This window comes from Lactiplantibacillus sp. 3062 (assembly GCF_055413545.1).
In genome coordinates this window covers 1-23450 of record NZ_JBVAYE010000001.1, presented here as the reverse complement: position 1 = coordinate 23450, position 23450 = coordinate 1, and the positions used below count along the sequence as shown (strand labels likewise).

At 45.3% G+C, this 23450-nt stretch carries 19 protein-coding genes and 1 riboswitch; of the genes, 16 read left to right on the top strand and 3 right to left on the bottom strand.

The window, feature by feature from the left end; genetic code table 11:
• From argB to ACWQAU_RS00080, 4 genes are all read left to right on the top strand, one after another.
• Positions 1-747, top strand: coding sequence for an acetylglutamate kinase (gene argB, locus ACWQAU_RS00095; protein ID WP_003642071.1), 747 nt, complete (start codon positions 1-3; stop codon positions 745-747).
• Entirely contained in the window at positions 744-1913 is a 1170-nt protein-coding gene (locus ACWQAU_RS00090) for an acetylornithine transaminase (protein WP_027821478.1), read from the top strand. The genes argB and ACWQAU_RS00090 overlap by 4 nt, the downstream gene beginning before the upstream one ends.
• Positions 1906-2928, top strand: a complete 1023-nt coding sequence (gene argF / locus ACWQAU_RS00085; protein ID WP_021356429.1) for an ornithine carbamoyltransferase — start codon at positions 1906-1908, stop codon at positions 2926-2928. Before ACWQAU_RS00090 ends, argF begins: the two co-directional genes overlap by 8 nt.
• A gap of 54 nt (positions 2929-2982) precedes the next feature.
• Positions 2983-3028, top strand: a riboswitch (PreQ1 riboswitch).
• A gap of 8 nt (positions 3029-3036) precedes the next feature.
• Positions 3037-3543 (top strand): QueT transporter family protein, encoded by a 507-nt coding sequence (locus ACWQAU_RS00080; protein WP_003642074.1) that lies wholly within the window; start codon positions 3037-3039, stop codon positions 3541-3543.
• A gap of 277 nt (positions 3544-3820) precedes the next feature.
• Here the strand turns inward: ACWQAU_RS00080 and cbpA are convergent, their stop codons facing one another.
• The 3 genes from cbpA to ACWQAU_RS00065 all read right to left on the bottom strand — a co-directional run bounded on the left by cbpA (position 3821) and on the right by ACWQAU_RS00065 (position 7189).
• Entirely contained in the window at positions 3821-4459 is a 639-nt protein-coding gene (gene cbpA, locus ACWQAU_RS00075; RefSeq protein ID WP_003643849.1) for a cyclic di-AMP binding protein CbpA, read from the bottom strand.
• A gap of 154 nt (positions 4460-4613) precedes the next feature.
• A complete protein-coding gene (locus ACWQAU_RS00070) occupies positions 4614-6008 on the bottom strand; it encodes a L,D-transpeptidase family protein (protein WP_022638510.1) in 1395 nt (464 codons plus the stop codon).
• A gap of 218 nt (positions 6009-6226) precedes the next feature.
• Complete coding sequence (locus ACWQAU_RS00065; protein WP_003642078.1) at positions 6227-7189, bottom strand: L-lactate dehydrogenase; 963 nt, start codon at positions 7187-7189, stop codon at positions 6227-6229.
• Positions 7190-7520: 331 nt separating this feature from the next.
• On the opposite strand from ACWQAU_RS00065, the gene pth reads away from it, so the two are divergent.
• The 12 genes from pth to lysS all read left to right on the top strand — a co-directional run bounded on the left by pth (position 7521) and on the right by lysS (position 23026).
• Positions 7521-8078, top strand: coding sequence for an aminoacyl-tRNA hydrolase (pth, locus tag ACWQAU_RS00060; protein WP_021356688.1), 558 nt, complete (start codon positions 7521-7523; stop codon positions 8076-8078).
• 19 nt (positions 8079-8097) lie between these two features.
• Positions 8098-11625: a transcription-repair coupling factor gene (gene mfd, locus ACWQAU_RS00055; protein WP_011101049.1), complete on the top strand. Its 3528-nt coding sequence runs from the start codon at positions 8098-8100 to the stop codon at positions 11623-11625.
• 174 nt (positions 11626-11799) lie between these two features.
• Entirely contained in the window at positions 11800-13404 is a 1605-nt protein-coding gene (locus ACWQAU_RS00050) for a putative polysaccharide biosynthesis protein (protein ID WP_003642081.1), read from the top strand.
• A gap of 2 nt (positions 13405-13406) precedes the next feature.
• Complete coding sequence (locus tag ACWQAU_RS00045; RefSeq protein ID WP_024272511.1) at positions 13407-13688, top strand: RNA-binding S4 domain-containing protein; 282 nt, start codon at positions 13407-13409, stop codon at positions 13686-13688.
• A 120-nt stretch (positions 13689-13808) separates the two neighbouring features.
• Positions 13809-14207, top strand: coding sequence for an FtsB family cell division protein (locus ACWQAU_RS00040; RefSeq protein ID WP_003642083.1), 399 nt, complete (start codon positions 13809-13811; stop codon positions 14205-14207).
• 124 nt (positions 14208-14331) lie between these two features.
• Positions 14332-14871, top strand: a complete 540-nt coding sequence (locus ACWQAU_RS00035) for a S1 domain-containing RNA-binding protein (RefSeq protein WP_003642084.1) — start codon at positions 14332-14334, stop codon at positions 14869-14871.
• A 283-nt stretch (positions 14872-15154) separates the two neighbouring features.
• Positions 15155-16501, top strand: coding sequence for a tRNA lysidine(34) synthetase TilS (gene tilS, locus ACWQAU_RS00030; RefSeq protein ID WP_027821476.1), 1347 nt, complete (start codon positions 15155-15157; stop codon positions 16499-16501).
• Between the two features lie 19 nt (positions 16502-16520).
• Positions 16521-17063 carry a hypoxanthine phosphoribosyltransferase gene (hpt, locus tag ACWQAU_RS00025; protein ID WP_003642086.1) on the top strand — a complete coding sequence of 181 codons (543 nt, stop codon included), beginning with the start codon at positions 16521-16523 and terminating at the stop codon, positions 17061-17063.
• A 79-nt stretch (positions 17064-17142) separates the two neighbouring features.
• The gene (gene ftsH / locus ACWQAU_RS00020; RefSeq protein ID WP_027821475.1) at positions 17143-19380 is read left to right on the top strand and encodes an ATP-dependent zinc metalloprotease FtsH; all 2238 of its coding nucleotides are present in this window, start codon (positions 17143-17145) and stop codon (positions 19378-19380) included.
• A gap of 148 nt (positions 19381-19528) precedes the next feature.
• Positions 19529-20416 carry an Hsp33 family molecular chaperone HslO gene (gene hslO / locus ACWQAU_RS00015; RefSeq protein WP_003642088.1) on the top strand — a complete coding sequence of 296 codons (888 nt, stop codon included), beginning with the start codon at positions 19529-19531 and terminating at the stop codon, positions 20414-20416.
• Complete coding sequence (gene dusB, locus ACWQAU_RS00010) at positions 20416-21423, top strand: tRNA dihydrouridine synthase DusB (protein WP_003642089.1); 1008 nt, start codon at positions 20416-20418, stop codon at positions 21421-21423. The genes hslO and dusB overlap by 1 nt, the downstream gene beginning before the upstream one ends.
• A gap of 103 nt (positions 21424-21526) precedes the next feature.
• Complete coding sequence (gene lysS / locus ACWQAU_RS00005; RefSeq protein WP_003642090.1) at positions 21527-23026, top strand: lysine--tRNA ligase; 1500 nt, start codon at positions 21527-21529, stop codon at positions 23024-23026.
• Positions 23027-23450 lie beyond the last annotated feature (424 nt).

Below are 23450 nucleotides of genomic sequence, written 5' to 3'. Positions count from 1 at the left end.
ATGACAAAATTAATTGTAATTAAGATTGGGGGCCAGGCGATTAGCCAATTGAGCACCACTTTCTTTGACCAAATCGCACAGTGGTACCAACAGCATTATCAGATTCTGATCGTACACGGTGGGGGGCCAATGATCAATCGACTGACGACTCAGCTTGCTTTGCCCGTGCATAAGGTGAACGGGTTGCGGGTGACGGATGCGGCGACCTTAGTGCTCACCAAGTTGGCCCTGCTAGGAGATGCACAACCAGCCTTACTTGCAAAATTAACGCAACATCACCTACCTGTGTTGGGGCTCAATGCGGCGGATAATCAGTTACTAACTGGTGAATTGATTGATTATCGACAGCTAGGGTATGTCGGCCGGCTCACCGCTGTCAATCAAGTGCAATTAATGCAATTGTTGGCTCATCATATCGGTATTTTGGCCCCTTTAGCCTTAACCGAGACGGGACAATGGCTCAATGTCAATGCGGATATGGCAGCGACCGTGCTAGCCCAACAACTACATGCTGAAAAATTGGTTTTGCTAACCGATGTCCCGGGAATTATACATCACGGTAATGTGATGACATCACTATCGCCACAACAAGCTCAGCAATTGATTCGAACAGCTGTGATCACCGCGGGAATGCAACCCAAAGTTCAAGCTGCAATTGCCGCGATTCAGACGGGAGTCAAGCAGGCTATTATTACGAATGCAATCGATCAACCAGGAACCGCAATTATTCAGGAGGTGGCCGTATGACCATGCAACACGTGTTTCCAACCTATCAACGTTTTCCATTTGCCATTACGGATGGTCAGGGCGTTCATCTGACTGATAATCATGGCAAGACGTATTTAGATTTTACAGCGGGAATCGGGGTCTGCAACTTTGGGTATCACCAACCACAAATTCAGGCAGCCGTCACCCAGCAGTTGACGCATATCTGGCATACGTCGAATTTATACGAAAATGAATTACAAGATGCCGTTGCCGGCCTGTTAGCGAATGGTGAAGAGCGACTCGTATACTTTGCAAATTCCGGAACCGAAGCTAATGAAGCTGCATTAAAACTCGCACGGAAGTACACAGGTAAAACCGGCATCTTAGCTTTTCAGCATTCATTTCACGGTCGAACCTATGGCGCTATGTCGATGACGGGCAATCCTCATATTCAGGCTGGCTATGCGCCATTAGTGCCTGGCATCACGTTTGCAACCTATAATGACGACGCGGCTTTGGACAAAATCACACCAGAGTTGGCGGCCGTTATTTTAGAAGTCGTTCAAGGTGAAGGCGGCGTCTTTGCGGGACAAACAGCTTGGTTACAAGCGGTTAATGCGAAATGCCAAGCAACGGGTGTTTTGTTGATTATTGATGAGGTGCAGACGGGAATCGGTCGGACTGGTTACCGGATGGCCTATGAAGGTTACGGCCTGGATCCTGATATCTACACGGTCGCCAAGGGCTTAGCGAATGGCTTGCCAGTGGGGGCAATGGTTGGTCGGCGGCAATTAGCCACTGCCTTTGGTCCGGGCAGCCATGGCTCGACGTTCGCCGGTAATACTGTTGCTATGGCGGCGGCAAAACGTGTCTTGACCCAATTAACACCGGCGCTGTTAACGACGGTTCGGGCCCATGCCGAACTTGTCTGGCAAGCCCTAGCGACTCAAGTCGAACCGATACCGGTAGTTAAACAAATCACGGGGAAGGGCCTAATGATTGGAATCCACTTAGATGAACAAATCCCGGTTAATCAAGTCATTACCCGGCTACAAGTAGAAGGCTTATTGACGTTATCAGCTGGCGATAATACGTTACGTTTGTTACCCCCAATTGTGATGCAACCGGCCGATTTATTAGCTGGGATTGCCTTGATTGCAAAGGTACTGACAACTTTGACAACGGAGGTCACGACGAATGAATAATCAATTTGAAGGTCGGTCATTCTTGAAGGAAATCGACTATACACCAACAGAATTAGCTTACTTAATTGACTTTGCTAGTCACTTGAAGACCCTTAAAGCACACCATATCCCACACCCTTATTTACAAGGAAAAAATATTGCGTTGCTGTTTGAAAAAACGTCAACACGGACACGTTCTGCGTTTACTGTGGCGGCTAATGATCTGGGCGCGAATCCAGAGTTTTTGGGTAAGGACGACATCCAATTCGGGACGAAGGAGTCAGTTGTTGATACGGCGAAAGTACTGGGGTCCATGTATGATGGTATTGAATTTCGGGGCTTTAAACAAAGCACGGTCGAAGACTTAGCGACCTATAGTGGTGTGCCAGTCTGGAACGGATTGACCGATGAGTGGCACCCGACGCAGATTTTAGCGGATTTTTTAACATTAAAGGAACATTTTGGTCATTTAAAAGGGTTGACGTTAGCGTACGTTGGTGATGGTCGCAATAATATGGCTAATAGTTTACTTGTGGCGGGAGCGATGCTCGGCATCAATATCGCTATCGGGGCCCCGGTAGCGTTACAGCCAGCCCCAGCAGTGGTCGCGTTGGCCCAACAGTATGCGCAGGCAGCTGGGAGCACGGTCGTGATTACGGCTGATCCGCAACAAGCCGTTACTCAGGCTGATGCGCTTTATACGGATGTCTGGGTCTCAATGGGCGAGCAGGTCGACTATGGTGAGCGGATCAAGCAACTATTGCCGTTTCAAATTAATACTGCGTTACTCGCAGCTACTGGCAAGTCATCGACGATTGTCATGCATTGCTTACCAGCACTACACGATCTAAAGACGCAGCTGGGAGCCAAATTAGGCGAACAGTACGGAATGACGGCGTTTGAAATTACGGATGATGTCTTCCAGAGTAAGCAGGCGGTCGTCTTTGAAGAGGCCGGCAACCGGATGCCAGCAATTAAGGCGGTAATGGCGGCTACATTAGGTAACTTATTTATTCCTACCAGCATTTTCAATTAGCAAGCTTGCGGGAACTACTAGAGCGTGCTACGATTATATTCGCTTTGTTTCAATCAATACGTGGTTCGTAACCATCCCACGTTAAAAAAACTAGGAGGAATTAAGCGAATGACACAATCAAAAATTCGACCATGGATTATCAACGCCCTAGTCGCTGCAATGTATGTTGTATTATGCCTAGGCCCCGCAGCTTTTAGCTTGGCATCGGGCGCAATTCAATTCCGCGTTTCTGAAGGGTTGAACCACTTAGCCGTGTTCAATCGCAAGTATATTTGGGGAATTGTTGCTGGCGTTATTTTGTTTGACGCTTTTGGTCCCGGTGCGAGTCTCCTCAACGTTCTCTTTGGTGGCGGCCAATCATTATTAGCCCTGCTGGTATTGACGTGGTTGGCCCCTAAGTTGAAGACGGTTTGGCAACGGATGTTACTGAATATCGCGCTATTCACCGTTTCGATGTTTATGATCGCACTGATGATTACCATGATGAGTAGTGGTGTCGCTTTTTGGCCGACGTATCTAACAACTGCTTTATCAGAGTTGATTATCATGAGTATCACTGCGCCAATTATGTACAGCTTGGATCGGGTCTTGCACTTTAGTGACCGGATTCAGTAGGGTGTGACTGAATTTAATATTAAGAACGACCGGCGTAGTATGTGAAGATGGTTTTTCGCATATTACGCCGGTCTCTTATTTATTCATTTAATGAAATGTGGTTAATTTGATTTTTGGTTGATTATTTTGAAATGGTCAACGCGTTTTGGATTGTTAACTGCTCGGTAGCAATGATCGTCCTAATTCGAACTGTTTTCAGCAGTCTTAAGCTGGTCGCTTTTGAACTGAAAATTCATCTCATAAAAAAAGCCCCAAGGTAACCTCGGGGCAACTGTGATTATTCAGCTTGTAAATCTTCCACTTCGATGACTTTAAATTGTTTGCGATTCAAGTTGTCGATAATTCGTTTGAGCTTTTCACTGTCGACATTTTCTGGCAAGGTAAAGAGCGTCCGATAACCGAGTGTCCCGTTTTGGACGTCTAAGGTCAGGCAGCCGGCGATTGAAGTATATTTCGTGATAATCTTAGCCATGGCTGCAAGGTCGCCGCGTTCACCAACGGAGACAACTGTTAAAACATAGCTACCAACATTAACGTTCCAAGATTGTGAGAGCATGTCGAGCAGACGCGTATGAGTGAGAATGCCATAGAAATAGCCGTGTTCATCGAGCACCGCAATGTATGGCAAATCTTTGATGGAGAAGAAGATGTTGTAGAAGGCGGAGTCGACTTGAATCGTTTTCGTGGCATTTTTAAGCAGGGTCGTCACGGGAAGCGACATGTCGCCGCCCCGTGACTTGTGCCGATAGATGTGCATCTTATAGATGTTGCCGCGGAAGATATGACCGGTTTCATCTAAGATTGGAATACAGCGGAAGCCGGAATCCTCCAAGACTTTTAAGGCGTCCTCTAAGGTCGCGTCCGCCGTAATGGTGACGAGGCGTTCTTTAGGCTTTACGAGTGTTTTTAATAGCATAGCAGTTGGTCCCCCAGATTTATTAGTTTGTTTTAATAAATAATACCATAAAACGACCGCTTACACGTATCATTATGACATCAAACGACGGCTAAAAGGGATGAAAAAGCCGGCCTGATAACATTCAGACCGGCTTGGTTAAATTAGATTTAAATTAGAAAACAATGACTGGTGTTCCGACTGGCACGGCAGCAAAAACTTTTTTCATGACAGAAGGTGGGGTGTTCACACAACCATGCGAGCCGTGCTTCTTGTACCAAGTACCACCATATTGAGTTTGCCATGAAGAATCGTGAATTCCTTCGCCAGTGTCATCGAACGGCATCCAATAAGAAACTGGTTGGGAATAACTTGAGCCATCGTCATTATCACCTTTAAGGGTCGCGTTCTTTTCCTTATTCCAGATGTACCAAACACCCGTTGTTGTAGCGTGTTTACCGGGCTTTCCAGTAACGATGTCCGTTGAAACTTTGAGCTTCCCATCAACGTAGACGTACATATGCTGATTTTCTTTATCAACTTCGACGTAGGTGTTGCCGATGTCGGTGCCCTTGTTGTTATATCCGGAACCACTGGTGATTGGTGAGCGGGTAAAGTCCTTGCCTTTCAAAATTTCAGTAGCAAGGGCTTTGGCCTCTGCTTCGGTCTTAATGGTCCAGCCATAAAACCCACCGCTGACGGATACGGTCCCACGCGCCGTACTCTTGAACTGACGCGTCGTATGATAGGTATGATACTTATCATTCAATTGCTTCACGTAAGTCAGAACAGCGTTTTGGTCTAAACTCACTTTGCCTTGCTTATCGACTTTAATCCAACTGAGAATTAGGTCGTGAGGAATCGTGAATTTATGACCGTTGATATTATAGGTGGCCTTTTCGGTAGCGTATTTCGCTGATTTTACTTTGGCCGTCTTTAAACTAGCACTCGTGCTGGTAACGGTCGGAGTGACGTAGGCGTCTTTAAGGGTGATATGACTGTCACCATTACTAATTGCTTTGGTGACGACCGTCTTAAGTTTAGCTTGATCTAATTCGGTTCCTTGAACTTCTTTCTTAATCTCAACTTGGTTATGTTGATAAACTAACTTGGCGTTTTCAGTTTTTGTTCGTTTGGTTTGATTGGCAGTCGTGGTGATTTTTTGTAGTAGGGTTTTCAAATCAGTGTGATTGATGGTTAGTTGTCCAACCGCTGAGCTATCATCAGCCTGAGCCGATTGCAATAGTGCAAGGGGCCAACGCCAGTAGTTTTGTTTGGTCACTAATTTGGTTAAATCTTTTTTAGTATTGATTGTAATACCGGCTGATTTGCTGGTAAATGAGTACTTTGTTTGGCCGTTTTCAATAATTCGATAAGTGCGATGTTCTAAAGCGCGATTAACTTTCGGTGCTGCTTGAGCGGCGGTTTTACCACTGACGTCAACACCAGCGACCGACGTATTACTGAGGAACGTTTGTTGATGTTGCCAGATTAAGCTCGTGGCAACATATCCGATGACGAGGAGACCGAGGATACTGCCCCCAATCATAAGTCCACGTTTATGTTTCATAATTAAGTTGGTCCTCCATATATTCGTAATATTCTCACCTTATAACAGAAGTGAGATGAGTGCAAACTTCAAGGCCGGTAATCGTGATAAGAAAGTTTTAAAAATAGCCTTTAGTGCGTGTTGCGCTTTAATGAATCGCTAAGGTACCCTCAAGCAAACAAAAAAACGCCCGTCTGCTATAGACGAGCGTTCATCATACATTTAATCGTATGAAATGATTATTTATTTTCTAATTCAGCTAAACCGTCGTTAAGCACTTTTTTCAAAGTTGCGGCGGAATCTTGCATCTTCTTGAGTTCGTCAGCTGAAAGTGGTGATTCGATGATTTGTTTCAAACCAGTTCCACCAATCACAGCCGGAGTCCCGATATAAATGTCGTTTAAGCCGTATTGGCCGTCCATGTAGGCACCTACTGGTAAAACGGCATTTTCATCACGTAAAATGGCTTTGGAAATCCGCATTAAAGCAGTCCCGATACCGTAGAACGTGGCACCCTTCAAGTTGATGATGTCGTAAGCTTTGTTACGAACACCATCTTCTAACTTGGCTAAATCTTCGTCAGAAACGCCTTGTTCCTTAGCGACATCGCGAACTGGACGTGTCCCGATGGTTGCAGTTGAGTAAGCAGCAAATTCAGAATCACCGTGTTCACCCATGATGTAAGCATCAACGGAACGAGGATCAACATTGAATTGTTTGCCTAACGCAACGCGTAAACGTGAAGAGTCTAAGGAAGTCCCTGAACCAATGACACGATCCTTTGGGAAACCTGAGAATTTCCAAGTAGCGTAAGTTAAGATGTCAACAGGGTTAGCAGCAACTAAGAAGATGCCGTCAAAGCCGGAGTCAACAACTGGTTTGACAATGGATGATAGGATATTTAAATTCTTGTTAACTAAGTCTAAACGTGATTCACCAGGCTTTTGAGGCGCACCGGCTGTAATAACAACTAAGTCAGCGTCCTTACAATCTGAATATTCGCCTGAGTAAATCTTCTTGGGAGCGGTGAATGCTTGGGCGTCTTCAAGATCAAGGGCGTCACCCTTTGTCCGATCTTTAACAACATCGACAATTACAAATTCTTCAGCAATTCCTTGTTGTGCCATGGCAAAAGCGTAACTAGAACCAACAGCGCCGTCGCCGACTAACACAACTTTTTGATGATTTGGCATGCTTGACAAAATAAGTCATCCTCTCGTAGTGAAAATTTAGTTTTTACGGTTAAAGTATACCATGTTTGTGCAAAATAAGTGTTAGATTGAGCATGCTTTTAATACAATTATTAACAATGTCCGCAAAACCCTTTGGCGGGCGTCAATAAGCCCTTTGTGGTATACTTATCGCACTTAATAAACGCTAACTTTTGAACACTTGACTGGCGGGCGCGTCGGTCACGGTGTGAGTAGTGGTGCCAATACGACTTAGGTGGTATCGTTACTCAGAGTTGCCGAATCGGGTCGATTACCGGTTCGGCCTGTTTTGGTATGCAAAGTAATAGGAGAAGATAAAATTATGAAAATGATCGTTGGGTTAGGCAACATTGGGCGGCAATATGCCCAGACACGTCATAATGTTGGTTTTATGATTGTGGACGAATTAGCTAGCAAACTAAACGTTACGTTTCAAACGAGTAAATTTGAAGCACAGGTGGCAACGGCTTTTCAAGACGGTAAGAAGATTTTACTGGTGAAACCCGCCACTTATATGAATGATTCTGGACGAGCGGTGGGACCGTTGATGAGCTATTACAATGTTGATCCTGCTGATTTGCTCGTTATACATGATGATTTAGATTTACCATTAGGAAAAGTACGCCTCAAGCAAAAGGGATCGGCGGGTGGTCATAATGGCATCAAGAGCATTATTAGTCATGTTGGTGATCAGCACTTCAAGCGCGTTAAAGTTGGTATTGACCATCCTCAGAAGATGAGTGTTGTTGATTACGTGTTGGGGAAATTTACGCCAGCCGAAGTGGCAAAGTTTGACGATGCTAAGATTACGGCGCTAGCGGCGGTCGAAGCTTGGTTAGCAAATGATGATTTTGCGGCAGTTATGAATCAATATAACTAGCCCGGGAGGAAACGACAGAATGGATATTGAAACGATTGTTGAGCAAACGCCCGACTTTCAAACAATTTTAGCAGGTATCAGCCCGCGTAGTCGGCAACTAATCACCGGATTGAACGGTTCGGCACGAACGGTTTATTTAAGCGCGCTATTTCACCAATTAACGCATTCATTACTGATCGTGACCGATAACGGTTTTCACGCGAGTCAGCTAGTGGATGATTTAACGAGTCTCTTAGATGAAGACCAAGTTTTTTTATTCCCAGCTGAAGAAATGATTGCGACGGAGGTTGCGACAAGTTCACCAGAGTCACGAGCGCAACGGGTCCAGGCTTTAAACGCCTTATTGCGTGACAGTCCGGCAGTGGTCGTGACCTCGGTTGCAGGTGCCCGGCGGTTCTTGCCGCCCGTCGCACAATTTCAAGCAGCCACGTTACCGGTAGCCGTTGGTCAAGATATTGATTTGGAAGACTTGCAGCGGCAACTACACGACATGGGTTACGTTAAGGAAAAGTTAGTCGCACGCCCAGGAGATTTTGCGGTACGGGGCTCAATCGTGGATATTTACCCGTTAGATGCGGACTACCCTTTACGACTGGACTTCTTTGATACTGAAGTTGATACACTGAAGTATTTTGACCCGGAAACGCAACGTTCGGTGGAAAACTTGGATGAGTATACGATTTTACCAGCTACCGACTTTATCCTAACATCAGCTATGCTGCAGGCCGGGGCACAGCGTCTTAAAACGGCGATTGCGGCTGAAAATAAGAAACTCAAGCCAGCCGAACGCCAGACTTTGGCCGATAATTTAGCACAACCTTTAGCTGACATGGAAAAAGGAATTATCGGAAACGATTTATTATTATATGGCGATTATTTATACGACCGGAAAACGAGTATTTTTGACTATGTGGCCGCTGACGGGCTCGTTATCTTCGAAGAATATTCGCGTTTGCTTGATAGTGAGCAGCAGTTATTAACGCAAGAAGCTGACTGGGTTACGGACCAATTGGCACATCACCGGGTGCTGGCAACTGCGAGTTACGGCAATGATATTCGGGATTTGCTCCGGGATGACCAACATGCACAACTCTTGATTTCGCTGTTTCAAAAGGGCATCGGCAACGTCAAACTAGCGCAAGTAACTAACGTGCGCACACGCCCGATGCAGGAATTTTTTGGGCAGCTCCCAGCGTTGAAGACCGAACTGGATCGGTGGCATAAGCTTAAACAGACGGTGGTCTTGATGGTATCAGAGGCTGAGCGTCTGACAAAGGTCAGTGATACGCTTGATGATTTTGAAATCGAAGCGGTTATGACTAAGGCCACTAATTTACAACCGGGTGCGGTTCAAATCGTGCAAGGTAGCTTGCAAAATGGATTTGAGTTTCCGGATGGTAAATTAGTCATCGTAACCGAGCAAGAAATGTTCAAGAAGGTGGCTAAGAAGCGTCCACGTCGTCAGACCTTGGCTAATGCCGAACGGTTGAAGAGTTATACGGATCTCAAACCCGGCGATTACGTCGTGCACGTCAATCACGGGATCGGAAAGTACGTTGGTATGGAGACGCTGGAAGTTGATGGTGTCCATCAAGACTACATTACGATTGCGTATCAAAATAATGCGAAGATCTTTATTCCCGTGACCCAGTTAAACCTAGTTCAAAAGTACGTTTCGTCAGAATCAAAGACGCCACGCATCAATAAGTTGGGTGGTACCGAATGGACGAAAGCGAAGCGCAAAGTCGCGGCGAAAATTGAAGATATCGCGGATGAACTAGTCGACCTGTATGCCAAGCGAGAGGCAGAGAAAGGTTACGCCTTTCCACCGGACGATAGTTATCAAGATGATTTCGATAACGATTTTCCGTACCCAGAGACGCCGGATCAAATTCGTAGTATTAATGAAATCAAGCATGATATGGAACGACCGAAACCGATGGACCGCCTATTGGTCGGCGATGTTGGTTATGGGAAGACGGAAGTCGCGTTACGGGCCGCGTTTAAGGCGATTGAGGCCGGCAAACAAGTGGCCTTTCTAGTGCCAACGACCATTTTAGCTCAGCAACATTATGAAACGATGCTGAATCGGTTTGAAGGCTACCCGATTAACGTTGGCATGCTGTCACGATTCAGAACAACTAAGGAAATGAAAGAGACGGTCCAACAGTTAAAGAGTGGTGAAATTGACATCGTGGTTGGTACGCACCGCTTACTGTCTAAGGACGTCGCGTTTGCTGATCTGGGCCTGCTCATTATTGATGAGGAACAACGGTTTGGGGTCAAGCATAAGGAACGACTGAAGGCCTTGAAGGCTAGTGTGGATGTCTTGACGTTAACGGCAACGCCGATTCCGCGAACATTACACATGTCGATGCTCGGTGTACGGGACTTATCAGTGATTGAGACGCCGCCAACGAACCGTTATCCGATCCAAACGTACGTCATGGAACAGAATTTTGGCGTCATTAAAGAGGGAATTGAACGAGAAATGCAACGTAATGGGCAGGTTTTTTATTTGCATAACCGGGTTCATGATATTGATAAAGTCGTTGCACAGATCAAAGACTTGGTTCCTGACGCGGCGGTGGCCCATATTGATGGTCAGATGCCTGAGTCACAACTCGAAGGGATTCTCTACGATTTCATTCGGGGTGAGTACGATGTGTTAGTGACAACGACGATCATTGAGACCGGGGTTGATATTCCAAACGTCAACACCTTATTTGTGGAAAATGCTGACCGGATGGGACTGTCACAGCTATACCAGTTGCGTGGCCGGATTGGTCGGAGTAGTCGGGTCGCCTATGCTTACTTTACTTATCAGCAAAATAAAGTTTTGACAGAAGTTGGTGAGAAACGGTTACAGGCCATCAAGGACTTTACGGAACTTGGATCTGGCTTTAAAATCGCGATGCGCGACTTGTCGATTCGGGGTGCTGGTAACTTGTTAGGTAAGCAACAGCACGGCTTTATTGACTCAGTTGGTTATGACCTCTATACCCAGATGTTGTCAGAAGCAGTGGCGAAGAAGCGTGGTCAGGCGGCTAAAGTTAAGACCGATGCCACGGTCGAACTTGGAATCGAAGCCTACTTGCCGACCAGCTATATTGAAGATGAACGGCAAAAGATCGAAATTTATAAACGGATTCGCCAGCTGGAGAATAATGATCAGTACATGGAAGTTCAGGATGATTTAATGGATCGGTTTGGTGATTATCCGGTAGAAGTCGCTGGACTATTAGCAGTAGGTAAGCTGAAGTTACTGGCGGATGACGCGCTGATTGAGAAGATTCAGCGTGACGATAGTGAGCTACACCTAACGTTATCCAAACAAGGGACGGCTAAGCTAGATACTAAAGATATTTTTAAGGCCTTGGCAAAAACAAAATTAAAAGCGACAGTTGGAATTGATGATGATAAAATGAAGGTTAAATTAGTCATTCAGCCAAAGATGCAACAGGATGAGTGGCTGGCGCAATTAACACAGTTTGTCGAACAACTGAGTTTGATCTTAGCCGAAGACGATGTCGCTAGTGCGTCTTAGCTCGGTAGTTGTTGTTATGAAGCATGGTTGCACGGGGTGGGTTAAGCGCTATCGAGTGGAACCAATGGCAAATAGCAGGAATTATCGTCTGATGGGGCGTTGTCCTGGCTAGTCAGGGCGCGGCTCAAATGAATTAGTATGAGACACCGAGTTGCTCGGTAGAAGGGATTTGTTATGCCAAAGGATCACTTGAACACCGTGTTCAAAGGTGCGTTAATTTTATCGATATCATCATTAGTCGCTAAGATTTTAAGCGCGGTATACCGGATTCCTTTACAGAACATGGTTGGTAATACGGGATTTTACGTTTATCAGCAGATTTATCCGCTGTACGGCATTGGCATGACCTTTGCATTAAATGGATTTCCAAATTTTATTTCTAAGTTAGTGGCAGAACAGCCAGACGAAACGAGTAAGTCGCTGATTGCACGGCGGGCGTTTCATATCTTATCCGGATTATCGTTGGTCGTCTTTTTCGGCTTGCAGCTTGGTGCAACGTGGATTGCGGCCCACATGGGTGACGTTAATCTAGCACCAATCATTAGTGCCGTGGCTTGGATGTTTGTCTTTATGCCATGGTTAGCAACCGGCCGTGGTTACTATCAAGGAAAATTTTTGATGGGACCGACCGCAGTGTCCCAACTGATCGAACAGGTCGTACGGGTCGCAATTATCATCATGGCTGCATATTTCAGTGTCCGTCTCGGTTGGGATAATTATCGGATGGGAACGTGGGCAATGAGTTCAGCGCCACTAGCTGCAATCTGTTCATCACTGATTTTTACTGCTTTTGGTCTACGCTATTTATTGGCGCCCGCACCCGCACCGACCCACCCGTTACCTAGTTATCGCAAATTAACCAAAAGATTTGTAATTGAAGGTGGGACGCTGTGTCTTGTCGCCGCTGTCGTTATCTTACTGCAATTAGTGGATTCATTTACGGTTATGCGGGGCTTGGTGCATCAAGGTCAGTTACCAGAAGTAGCCAAGGCACTAAAAGGGGTCTACGATCGTGGTCAACCTTTGGTTCAGTTAGGGTTGGTGGTGGCGACGGCCTTTTCAGCAACGTTATTGCCTGCTTTGACGGATGCGTTAGCCAAGCGTCAACCGATTGAATTCAAGCGCCAGACACAGGCGATGGTTCACGTTAGTTTAGCATTATCAATGGCAGCGACGGTCGGTCTAGTTGCGTTGATGCCACAAATCAATCGCTTGTTATTTGGTTCATTAGAAGGAACAACGGCATTGCGAATCTATATTATTAGTATTTTATTTGCAGCGTTGATTACGACGTATACAAGTGTGTTACAGAGTTTGAACGAATATACGGCAATGATCATTGGCATCATTGCTGGATTAGCAACAAAAGTGCTGGCTAATTACATCTTCGTGGTCCACTATGGCATCAACGGTGCCAGTGCGGTGACCGTATTGAGCTTGGCCGTGATGTTTGCGGTCATGTGGTTAGGTTCGCCGGAAGACTTGCAGCAGGTGCTATTAGAGAGTGGTTATTTGATAAAATTGCTCGCATTAAGTGCCGTAATGGGTATCGTGGTGATCCTTAGTTGTCATCAAATCACCGCCTTAGTAGGTCCGATACTAGCGAATACGCGTGGAATGGCTGGAATTATAACGGTGATTGGGGTGCTAATCGGTGTGCTGGTGTTTGTTGCCGGGGCCGTCTATGCCCGATTATTCACGATTCGCGAGTGGTTAGTGTTGCCATATGGAAAGCGGCTAATTAAGGCCGTTGCAAAAGGAAAGGAACATCATTCATGAGTATGCGTTTAGATAAGTTTTTAAAGGTTTCACGAATCATCAAGCGGCGCTCTGTTGCTAAAGAAATCGCCGATAAGGGGCGGATTCAAATTAACGGTAAGGTAGCGAAATCTTCCAGTAATGTTAGCGTTGATGATGAACTAATTATTAGTTTTGGAAATAAGACATTAACAGTCAAAGTGACGCAGTTATTGGAAACAACTAAGAAAAATGATGCCGAGCTGATGTATGACATCATCAGCGAAGACTACAAAACGGATTATCGCCAACCATTTAGTGATTAGGTCGGTGTATCCGTTCATCGAAATGGTCGTAAACGTTGACTTAATCAGCATGATGTCGTTTACACCGGCCGATGAAGTTGTTATAATTTAGGCAACCCAATTTGAAAGGACTGGACCAACATGACGAACGGGTCACGTAACAAAATCAAGCAGTTAGATAATGATTATATTCGTCAAGTTGCCACCGACGAGCATGGGCAAGCCCAGCGTGTTGCACAAGTACGGCGGCGACGGTTTATTTTGATTGTTGCGGTGTTCGGAGCATTGATACTATTCTTTGGTTTTCAGTTGATTAATACGCGGTCCAATCTGCACCAGGTAAACCGTCAAGTTGCGACCAGTCAAGTTAAATTAAAAAAGGTGCAGCAAAAAAATAATCAACTTGAGAGTCAGATCAAACAGTTGAATAATAAGGATTACTTACAAAAGTTATTACGTTCAAAGTATGATTATACGAAGAGTGGCGAAACGGTCTACAGCTTACCAAATGATAATGCTGCCGATGTAACTGCCAACTAATCGGGGTTGTGGTCTGCTTTATATGAGTAGACCACTTTTTATTAATTGCTTAAATGTATAACTCAACGTTTCACAAAGTATGCTATACTAAAACCATTATTTCATAGGAGGAACAACTTTTTTTATGGCAATTGAAGTAGGTACAAAAGTCACTGGTAAGGTATCTGGGATTACTAATTTTGGTGCATTTGTAAACTTGGGTAATAATCAAACGGGGCTAGTACACATCAGTGAGGTTTCCGATGGCTTTGTAAAGGACATTCATGATGTCTTGAGCGTGGGCGACGATGTTACAGTCAAAGTGTTATCCGTTGGTGATGACGGTAAGATTGGCTTGTCAATTCGTAAAGCGGTTGACAAGCCTCAAGGTGAACATGAACATCATGGCAACCATCAGGGTGGCAACCGGCCAAACAATCATCAAGGTAACAACCATGGTCATGGTGAACGTCAAAGCAATGGCAATCATCACGATCGGTCAAATAATTTCCATAGTCGTGGGGGAAATGGCGGCGGTCGTTACCAATCACGACAACATGAACCTAAGAAGCAGGACTTTGATTCATTGATGTCTGGCTTCTTAAAAGATAGCGAGGATCGGCTAGCAACCTTAAAGCGTAATACTGAAGGTAAGCGTGGTGGCCGTGGTGGTCGTCGTAGCTAAACTTAGTGACTTGCCATTAATCTAGTTAAATTTTGAAGCACGGTGCGGCTATTTAGAGTCACGACCGTGCTTTTTTTATTGAAAATTGCCGATTGTTCAAGGTCAGTCAGTGAGACACGTTGGAAACAGTGTGAGTTACCGTAAACTTGCTTGGCTAGTTCATCTTATGCTATCCAGTCGGAATAATGTTCAAATAGGTGACAAACGACCAGCCAACTAATCGGCAAGTTTTAACAATAAATAAATCCAATGTATTTATAATGAAGTTAGATGGGAGGTTAAGATGACACCAATTCAAAAGTTCAATCGGCAATTAGCTGCAGCCAAACTGTTATCACCACAGCAAACAGTGGTGGTAGCGGTGTCGACTGGGGTCGATTCAATGGTATTGTTGCATTTGTTGCAACGATTGCCAGCAGCGGAACGGCCACGGGTAGTGGTGGCTCATGTTAATCATCATTTACGCGAACAAAGTCAAATGGAAGCGGACTACTTGCGACAATATTGCCAGCAGCAAAACTTGCAGCTAGTCATGGCCGATTGGCTACCCACGGCACATCCCAAGAGTGGTATTGAAGCAGCTGGGCGTCAGTTTCGGTACCATGTTTTTGCTAAGGTGATGCGGGAAAATCGTGCAACGGCAGTTTTGACTGCGCACCACGCCAATGATCAAGTCGAAACGTATCTGATGAAGCTTGCGCGTGGTGGCGACATCTCACAATTGACAGGAATCGCAACTAGTCGGCCCTTTGCAACGGGCCGATTAATTCGGCCGTTGTTGACGTGGTCGAAAGATCAGCTACGAAACTATGCTGCCGAGCAGCATGTCGTTTATTTTGAAGACGTTACTAATCAAGATGTGGCCTTGACCCGTAATCGGATTCGGCACCGTGTCGTGCCAGAACTTATGACGGTTAATCCCCAGTTATTAAAGCATGTGGCCGATTACCAGCAACAGTTGACAACGCTGTTGACGGCTAAAAAGCAAATGGTCACGGTACTACTGTCGCAGGTCGTAACGGCCACAGGGGCGTTGGTTGTTGATCAGTGGGGCGCACTCCCGAGCCAGTGGCAGTTAGCCGTTTTTGCGACGTGGCTCGAGCAGCAGACGCAACAACTATTCACCGAATCGAAGTTACAACCGCTGGTCTCGTGGGGACAACGGACGCGGCCTGCCACGAGTAGATTAACGGTAAACGCGGCCTGGGAGTTGTACCGTAACGCTGGTATCATTGAAGCTTTGCCAATAAAAAAAAGGGGTAAAAAGTTAATGCCCCGTGAAAAAATTATGGTAGACTTAAACCAATGGCAGAAAATTACTGCAACCCAAACGGTGGGAATCTTTACGCGGGTGCCAAATGTTGTCAGTCAGCCATTTTGGTTAACAGAAGCCGATTGGCCGCTAGTGTGGCGGCCGTGGCAAGCTGGTGATCGAATCGTTCTCAAGGGCGGTGGTCATCAGCTGGTACGTCGACTGCTGATTGATCGAAAAGTTCCGGCTGAACGGCGTGAACAGGTGCAAGTGTTAGTGAATGCTCAAGGGAACGTTCTGTGGGTGGTCGGTCATAAGTTTAGCTATCGTACGACTGGTACCCAGACAGTATTTTTAGCCTTAAAACACGAGAGTTGAAAGGAGTACATCTGAAACGATGAACAACGACATTGAACGAGTACTTTATAGTCGCGAGGATATCCATCAGGTTGCACAAAAATTAGGAAAAGAACTCACAACTGCATATGCTGGTAAGAACCCATTAATTATTTGCGTACTCAAGGGTGCCGTTTTATTTACCACGGACATTATTCGTGAAATGGATATTTACGCGGATCTTGATTTTATTAATTTATCAAGTTACGGTAATGAAACGATCTCTAGTGGTGAGGTTCAACTAACGAAGGACTTAGATGCTGATGTGACGGGTCGTGATGTGTTAGTCATTGAAGACATCATTGATACCGGGCGGACGTTGAAGTTCTTGATCGATTTGTTGAAGCGGCGCGATGTGAACTCAGTTAAGGTCTGCACGTTATTGGATAAACCAGCTGGTCGACTCGTTGATATTAAGGCAGATTATATTGGTTTTGAAGTACCGAATGAGTTTGTGGTCGGTTACGGTCTTGACTATGCAGAACGCTATCGGAACTTGCCGTACGTTGGGATTTTAAAACCTGCGATTTACGAGCATAAATAATTGGTCAATGATAGTCAAATGTGCTATTATTTAGACTATCGAAGTACTGTATATAAAAGTTTCGATGAAGGAGGCACATATGAACAATCGACGCAATGGACTCTTTCGTAATAGCTTATTTTACATTTTGATGTTTCTGAGCTTGATGGGAATTATCTACTTTTTCTTTGGCGGTAATTCCGGCTCACAAACGCAAAATATTCGTTATAGCGAATTTGTCAAACAATTAGATAAGAATAACGTTAAAAACGTTAGTATCCAGCCTAGTGGCGGCGTCTACAAGGTAACTGGTTCATACCGGAAAGCACGGACGACTTCTTCTGCAAACGCCCTTGGTATCAAGAGCGCATCTACAAAGACGACGTCATTTTCAACAACGATGTTGGAAAACAACTCCACGGTTGACCAAGTTTCTAAGTTGGCGGCTAAGCATGACGTCAAGGTTACGGCTAAGGCCGAAGAATCTAGCGGCATCTGGGTCACGTTATTAATGTACATCGCGCCAGTCATCCTGATGTTATTCCTCTTCTATATGATGATGGGACAAGCAGGACAAGGCGGCGGGAACAACCGGGTTATGAACTTTGGTAAGACCAAAGCAAAACCAGCTGATAGTAAGCAAAATAAGGTTCGTTTCTCAGATGTTGCCGGTGAAGAAGAAGAAAAGCAAGAATTGGTCGAAGTTGTCGAATTCTTGAAAGATCCGCGGAAGTTCGTGTCCTTAGGTGCACGGATCCCATCTGGGGTACTCCTCGAGGGGCCTCCTGGTACTGGTAAAACGTTGCTTGCTAAAGCGGTTGCCGGTGAAGCTGGTGTCCCATTCTTCTCAATCTCTGGTTCTGACTTCGTCGAAATGTTCGTCGGGGTTGGTGCTAGCCGGGTTCGGGACTTATTCGAACAAGCTAAGAAGAACGCCCCATCTATCATCTTTATTGATGAAATTGATGCGGTTGGTCGGCAACGTGGCAATGGTATGGGCGGCGGTCATGATGAACGTGAACAAACCCTGAACCAATTGTTAGTTGAAATGGATGGTTTTACAGGTAATGAAGGTGTCATCGTCATGGCGGCGACAAACCGTTCTGATGTACTTGATCCTGCCTTACTTCGTCCAGGTCGTTTCGACCGGAAGATCTTAGTTGGTCGTCCAGACGTTAAGGGTCGGGAAGCCATCTTAAAAGTCCATGCTAAGAATAAGCCATTAGCAGCTGACGTTGATTTGAAGGAAATTGCCAAGCAAACACCTGGATTCGTGGGTGCCGATTTGGAAAACTTATTGAACGAAGCGGCCTTGTTAGCTGCCCGTCGTAATAAGAAGCAAGTTGACGCTGCGGATCTCGATGAAGCAGAAGATCGGGTCATTGCCGGACCTGCTAAGCATGATCGCGTTGTGAATAAGCATGAACGGGAAACCGTGGCTTATCACGAAGCTGGTCATACGATTGTTGGATTGGTCTTGAATGATGCACGGGTCGTTCATAAAGTAACGATCGTGCCACGGGGTCGTGCTGGCGGTTATGCCATCATGTTACCACGTGAAGATCAGATGTTGATGTCGAAACGTGATGCGAAGGAACAAATGGCTGGTTTAATGGGTGGTCGTGCTGCTGAAGAAATTATCTTTGGGGCGCAATCATCAGGTGCTTCTAATGACTTTGAACAGGCAACGCAAATTGCCCGGGCAATGGTTACTCAATATGGGATGAGTGAAAAGCTTGGTCCTGTTGAGTTAGAAAATGCCAACCAACAAGCAGCTTACCAACAGGGTATGGGTGCGAGTGCCTTTTCACAACATACGGCACAATTGATCGATGATGAAGTCCGGCGTTTGAGCCAAGAAGCGCATCAAACTGCTACGGATATTATCGAGTCACACCGTGAACAGCATAAGTTAATTGCGGAAGCCTTATTGAAGTACGAAACATTGGATGAAAAGCAAATTCTCAGTCTGTTTAAGACTGGTAAGATGCCTGAAAAGGATAGTAATGAATTTCCAAGTGAGAAAGCAGCTACCTTCGAAGAATCCAAACGTGAATTGGAACGTCGCGAAGCTGAAAAGCACGCGCAAAACCAAAGTTCGGATGATAAGCAAGCAGACTCAGCTGACACTACGACTAATGTGAGTGTTGCTGAACCAAGTTTCCCAAGTGAATCGGATGCTAGTTCAGAAGTTAGTGCTGACAGTAGTGTCAATTCAACAGCTAATTCAGCCACTGAATCAGCTACCGACAGTGATGTCGCAACTTCAGCCACCGGTTTACCAAATGCTGAAAGTGCCACACCATCATCGCAGGATGATACTAATTCGCAAGCATAGTATTGAATAAAGTAAAATGAAGGAGCTGGGACTTTGTCTCGGCTCCTTTTATGCGTTATGATATTTCAGGAAAATAAATCAATTGCGTTAATTCGGTTATGAGCGTCGGGTCGCAATTAAAGACGGATTGAGATAGGAGTATGATTAAATGGCAGATTATTTAGTAAAAAGCGTCGCGGGTAATGAGATGTTTCGAGCGTACGCAGTTAGCGCAACGGGCGTGGTTGCTGAAGCCCAACGCCGACATGATACCTGGAGTGCAGCATCAGCAGCGTTAGGCCGCAGCTTGGTTGGTACGTTATTATTAGCATCATCGGTTTTAAAGGGTGAAGAACAAATGACCGTTAAAATCAACGGGAACGGTCCTGTTGGTGGTATCGTTGTTGATGGCAATGCTAAAGGTACGGTCAAGGGGTATTTACAGCACCCCCATGTGCACTTGCCTTTGAATGATAAGCATAAGATCGATGTGAAGGCGGCTGTTGGAACTGATGGCTTTTTATCTGTGACTAAGGATCAGGGGGTTGGGGATCCATTCACCGGAACGGTTGCGTTAGTTTCTGGTGAATTAGGCGAAGACTTTACGTATTACTTAGCACAGTCCGAACAGATTCCATCAGCTGTTGGCTTGTCGGTGTTTGTAAATGACGACAATTCGATTGGAGTTGCCGGTGGCTTTTTGGTGCAAGTATTGCCAAATGCGACGGATGAAGCCATCAGCTCGCTAGAAAACAAGCTCAAAGACATGCCATTAGTCTCCCAATTGATGCGTGATGGTAAGTCACCAGAAGATATTTTGGATTTATTATTTGATGGTGACGTTAAGGTATTAGATAAAATGCCAGTTAAGTTTGAATGCGATTGTTCTAAAGAACGATTTGCCGAAGCACTAATGGCTTTGCCCAAGCATGAGGTTCAAGCAATGATTGATGAAGATCATGGTGCCACGGCAGTTTGTCATTTTTGTGGGGACCAGTATCAGTTCAGTGAACGCGAACTAGAAGCAGTGCTCTCACGGTCCAAGGGTGACGCTTAATGAATCAAGAGTGGCAGATCGGTGATGTGACGATTCCCAATCGTGTCGTAGTGGCACCGATGGCCGGCGTGACTAACGCGGCCTTTCGAGTAATCTGCAAGGATTTTGGTGCGGGGTTAGTCGTTTGTGAGATGATTTCTGATCGCGGGATCATGTATCATAATCGTAAGACCCTGGAAATGATGTTTGTTGATCCAAAAGAACATCCAATGAGTATTCAAATCTTTGGTGGTTCGAAAGCAACACTGGTTCAAGCCGCCCAGTTTGTCGATCAGCAGACCAATGCTGATATTATTGATATTAATATGGGCTGTCCGGTGAATAAAGTGGTTAAGACTGATGCGGGCGCTAAGTGGCTTTTAAGTCCAGATAAAGTCTACGAGATGGTCGCGGCTGTGACTGCTGCGGTTAATAAACCAGTGACGGTCAAGATGCGAACTGGTTGGGACGCAGAGCACGTATATGCCGTCGAGAATGCGCGGGCTGCCGAACGAGCTGGTGCAGCTGCCGTTGCAATGCATGGACGGACTCGTAAGCAGATGTACCAAGGCCATGCTGATTGGGACGTGTTAAAACGGGTGGCGGATGCCCTCACGATTCCATTGATGGGTAATGGTGACGTTCAGACACCTCAAGATGCTGCGCGGATGCTTGATGAAGTCGGGGCCGATGCCGTCATGATTGGCCGGGCGGTAGAAGGTAATCCGTGGATGCTTACCCAGACAGTACACTATTTAGCAACCGGGGAGTTACTAACGCCACCCACACCGATGGCTAAGATGCAAACGGCAATGGAACATTTGCAGCGGTTAGTGGTTTTAAAAGGTGAGCGGGGCGGATGTCATGAATTCCGTGAACAAGCGCCGTACTATCTAAAAGGCATCCCAAGGTCGGCACGGACCAAAGTGGCTTTAATGGAGGCAAGCTCGTTAGCAGAAATGATGCGCATTTTAACGCAGTTTCAGGAGCAGACGGCAACTTATTTGGCTAGTCACGCGGTAAAGTGAATAATTAACTTGCATTTTGGCGGCGTGATTGTCAAAATTAACATGTAGTGATTGTTTAGGTACGGAATAAATCTGTACGCTAACTAGAAATGGAGGAACACTAGTGGCACGACAAGAACAGACGATGAACGACCAACTGAAGGTTCGTCGCGAAAAAATGGATGAACTGCGTGAAGAGGGGATTGATCCCTTTGGTCACCGGTTCGAACGGACTGATTTAGCCCAGGACTTGCAAGACAAGTATGGGGATATGGATAAGGACGAGCTAGACGCTAAACAAGTGGTGGCAACCATTGCTGGACGGATGCTAGCTAAGCGTGGTAAGGGTAAAGTCGGTTTTGCTGATATCTGGGATCGCTCAGGTAAGATGCAGTTATACATTCGTAAAGATGTAGTCGGCGAAGATACTTACCATATCTTCAAGCGTTCTGATATTGGTGATTTCCTTGGAATTACCGGCCAAGTTTTTAAGACGGACTTTGGCGAATTAACGATTAAAGTAACTGGTTTAACGTTCTTATCAAAGGCGTTACGACCATTGCCAGATAAGTTCCATGGGTTACAGAATGTGGAACAGATCTATCGCCAACGGTATTTGGACTTGATCTCTAACCGCGATAGCTTTGATCGTTTCTTGAAGCGGACGAAGATCATTTCAGCGATTCGGCATCATTTAGACGATCAAGGCTTCACAGAAGTTGAGACGCCAATGTTGCATAATCAAGCTGGTGGTGCGGCAGCACGGCCATTTGTGACTCACCACAATGCGTTGAACATTGATCTCTACTTACGAATTGCGTTGGAATTACATTTGAAGCGCCTGATCGTTGGTGGCATGGAAAAGGTTTATGAGATTGGTCGGGTTTTCCGTAATGAAGGGATGGACCGTGAACATAATCCTGAATTTACCATGATGGAAACTTATGTCGCCTATTTCGACTTCCATGATGTAATGGCTGAGACGGAAGGTATTTTTAAAGCCGCAGCGCAAGCCGTAACTGACGATGGCATTGTCACTTATCATGATCAAAAAGTTGATTTCAATCAACCATTTAAGCAAATTCACATGGTCGATGCGATTAAAGAAAAGACTGGGATTGATTTCTGGCAACCAATGTCAATTGAAGATGCACAAAAATTGGCGGATGAACATCACGTGAAGTATGAACCATACTGGAAAGTTGGTCATATCATTAATGCGTTCTTTGAAGAATTTGTTGAAGACACGTTGAATGAACCAACCTTTGTTTATGGTCATCCAGTTGAAATTTCGCCATTAGCTAAGAAGAATGAAGAAGATCCACGGTTTACTGATCGTTTTGAACTCTTCATCTTAGGTAATGAATACGCCAATGCGTTCAGTGAATTGAATGATCCAATTGACCAACGGCAACGTTTCGAAGCTCAGGCTGCGGAACGGACTGCTGGTAACGACGAAGCTGAACATATTGATGAAGACTTTGTCGAGGCGTTGGAATACGGGATGCCGCCTACTGGTGGGTTAGGTATCGGTATTGATCGGTTGGTTATGTTAATGACGGATGCGGATTCGATTCGTGATGTCTTACTTTTCCCAACGATGCGTCCAGAAGAAGATAAATAATTAGATTTAAAACGGCAGTTAGCTTAGGGTTTCCTAAGCTAACTGCCGTTTTTGTTGGGTCAGATTGAGTAACTTTAGTTCAGAAAGCGATTTATTGAAAAAAAGTTAGATTATTTTTACCCGAACATTATTGAGGTGTTTGGGGGTTAAACTTAAGTAAAAGCGAATTTTATTGTGGTGGTAGATAGGGTTTGAAGTCAATTAACATGATTATGGTTTTAAATACCGTATATTGTCAAAGTGGATTGATTAACATGATATTATTGACTGGTTATTTTTGCATTTTAGGGCTTGCAATTTATCAGGATAATTGGTAAATTAGTATACGTTGTTGAGGCGCACAAAGCGGTTAGCCGCTTGCTTCCAACGAAAATTAATTATAAAAAGTTGTTGACAAGATGTTGATAACTTGATATGATGATTA

Coding starts and splice junctions, on each gene's coding strand:
- pth (WP_021356688.1), top strand. CDS start 7,521: ATGAAAATGATCGTTGGGTTAGGCAACATTGGGCGGCAATATGCCCAG.
- ACWQAU_RS00090 (WP_027821478.1), top strand. CDS start 744: ATGACCATGCAACACGTGTTTCCAACCTATCAACGTTTTCCATTTGCC.
- hslO (WP_003642088.1), top strand. CDS start 19,529: ATGGCAGATTATTTAGTAAAAAGCGTCGCGGGTAATGAGATGTTTCGA.
- ACWQAU_RS00045 (WP_024272511.1), top strand. CDS start 13,407: ATGCGTTTAGATAAGTTTTTAAAGGTTTCACGAATCATCAAGCGGCGC.
- ACWQAU_RS00035 (WP_003642084.1), top strand. CDS start 14,332: ATGGCAATTGAAGTAGGTACAAAAGTCACTGGTAAGGTATCTGGGATT.
- dusB (WP_003642089.1), top strand. CDS start 20,416: ATGAATCAAGAGTGGCAGATCGGTGATGTGACGATTCCCAATCGTGTC.
- ACWQAU_RS00040 (WP_003642083.1), top strand. CDS start 13,809: ATGACGAACGGGTCACGTAACAAAATCAAGCAGTTAGATAATGATTAT.
- ACWQAU_RS00080 (WP_003642074.1), top strand. CDS start 3,037: ATGACACAATCAAAAATTCGACCATGGATTATCAACGCCCTAGTCGCT.
- tilS (WP_027821476.1), top strand. CDS start 15,155: ATGACACCAATTCAAAAGTTCAATCGGCAATTAGCTGCAGCCAAACTG.
- ACWQAU_RS00070 (WP_022638510.1), bottom strand. CDS start 6,008: ATGAAACATAAACGTGGACTTATGATTGGGGGCAGTATCCTCGGTCTC.
- cbpA (WP_003643849.1), bottom strand. CDS start 4,459: ATGCTATTAAAAACACTCGTAAAGCCTAAAGAACGCCTCGTCACCATT.
- ftsH (WP_027821475.1), top strand. CDS start 17,143: ATGAACAATCGACGCAATGGACTCTTTCGTAATAGCTTATTTTACATT.
- hpt (WP_003642086.1), top strand. CDS start 16,521: ATGAACAACGACATTGAACGAGTACTTTATAGTCGCGAGGATATCCAT.
- argF (WP_021356429.1), top strand. CDS start 1,906: ATGAATAATCAATTTGAAGGTCGGTCATTCTTGAAGGAAATCGACTAT.
- ACWQAU_RS00050 (WP_003642081.1), top strand. CDS start 11,800: ATGCCAAAGGATCACTTGAACACCGTGTTCAAAGGTGCGTTAATTTTA.
- argB (WP_003642071.1), top strand. CDS start 1: ATGACAAAATTAATTGTAATTAAGATTGGGGGCCAGGCGATTAGCCAA.
- mfd (WP_011101049.1), top strand. CDS start 8,098: ATGGATATTGAAACGATTGTTGAGCAAACGCCCGACTTTCAAACAATT.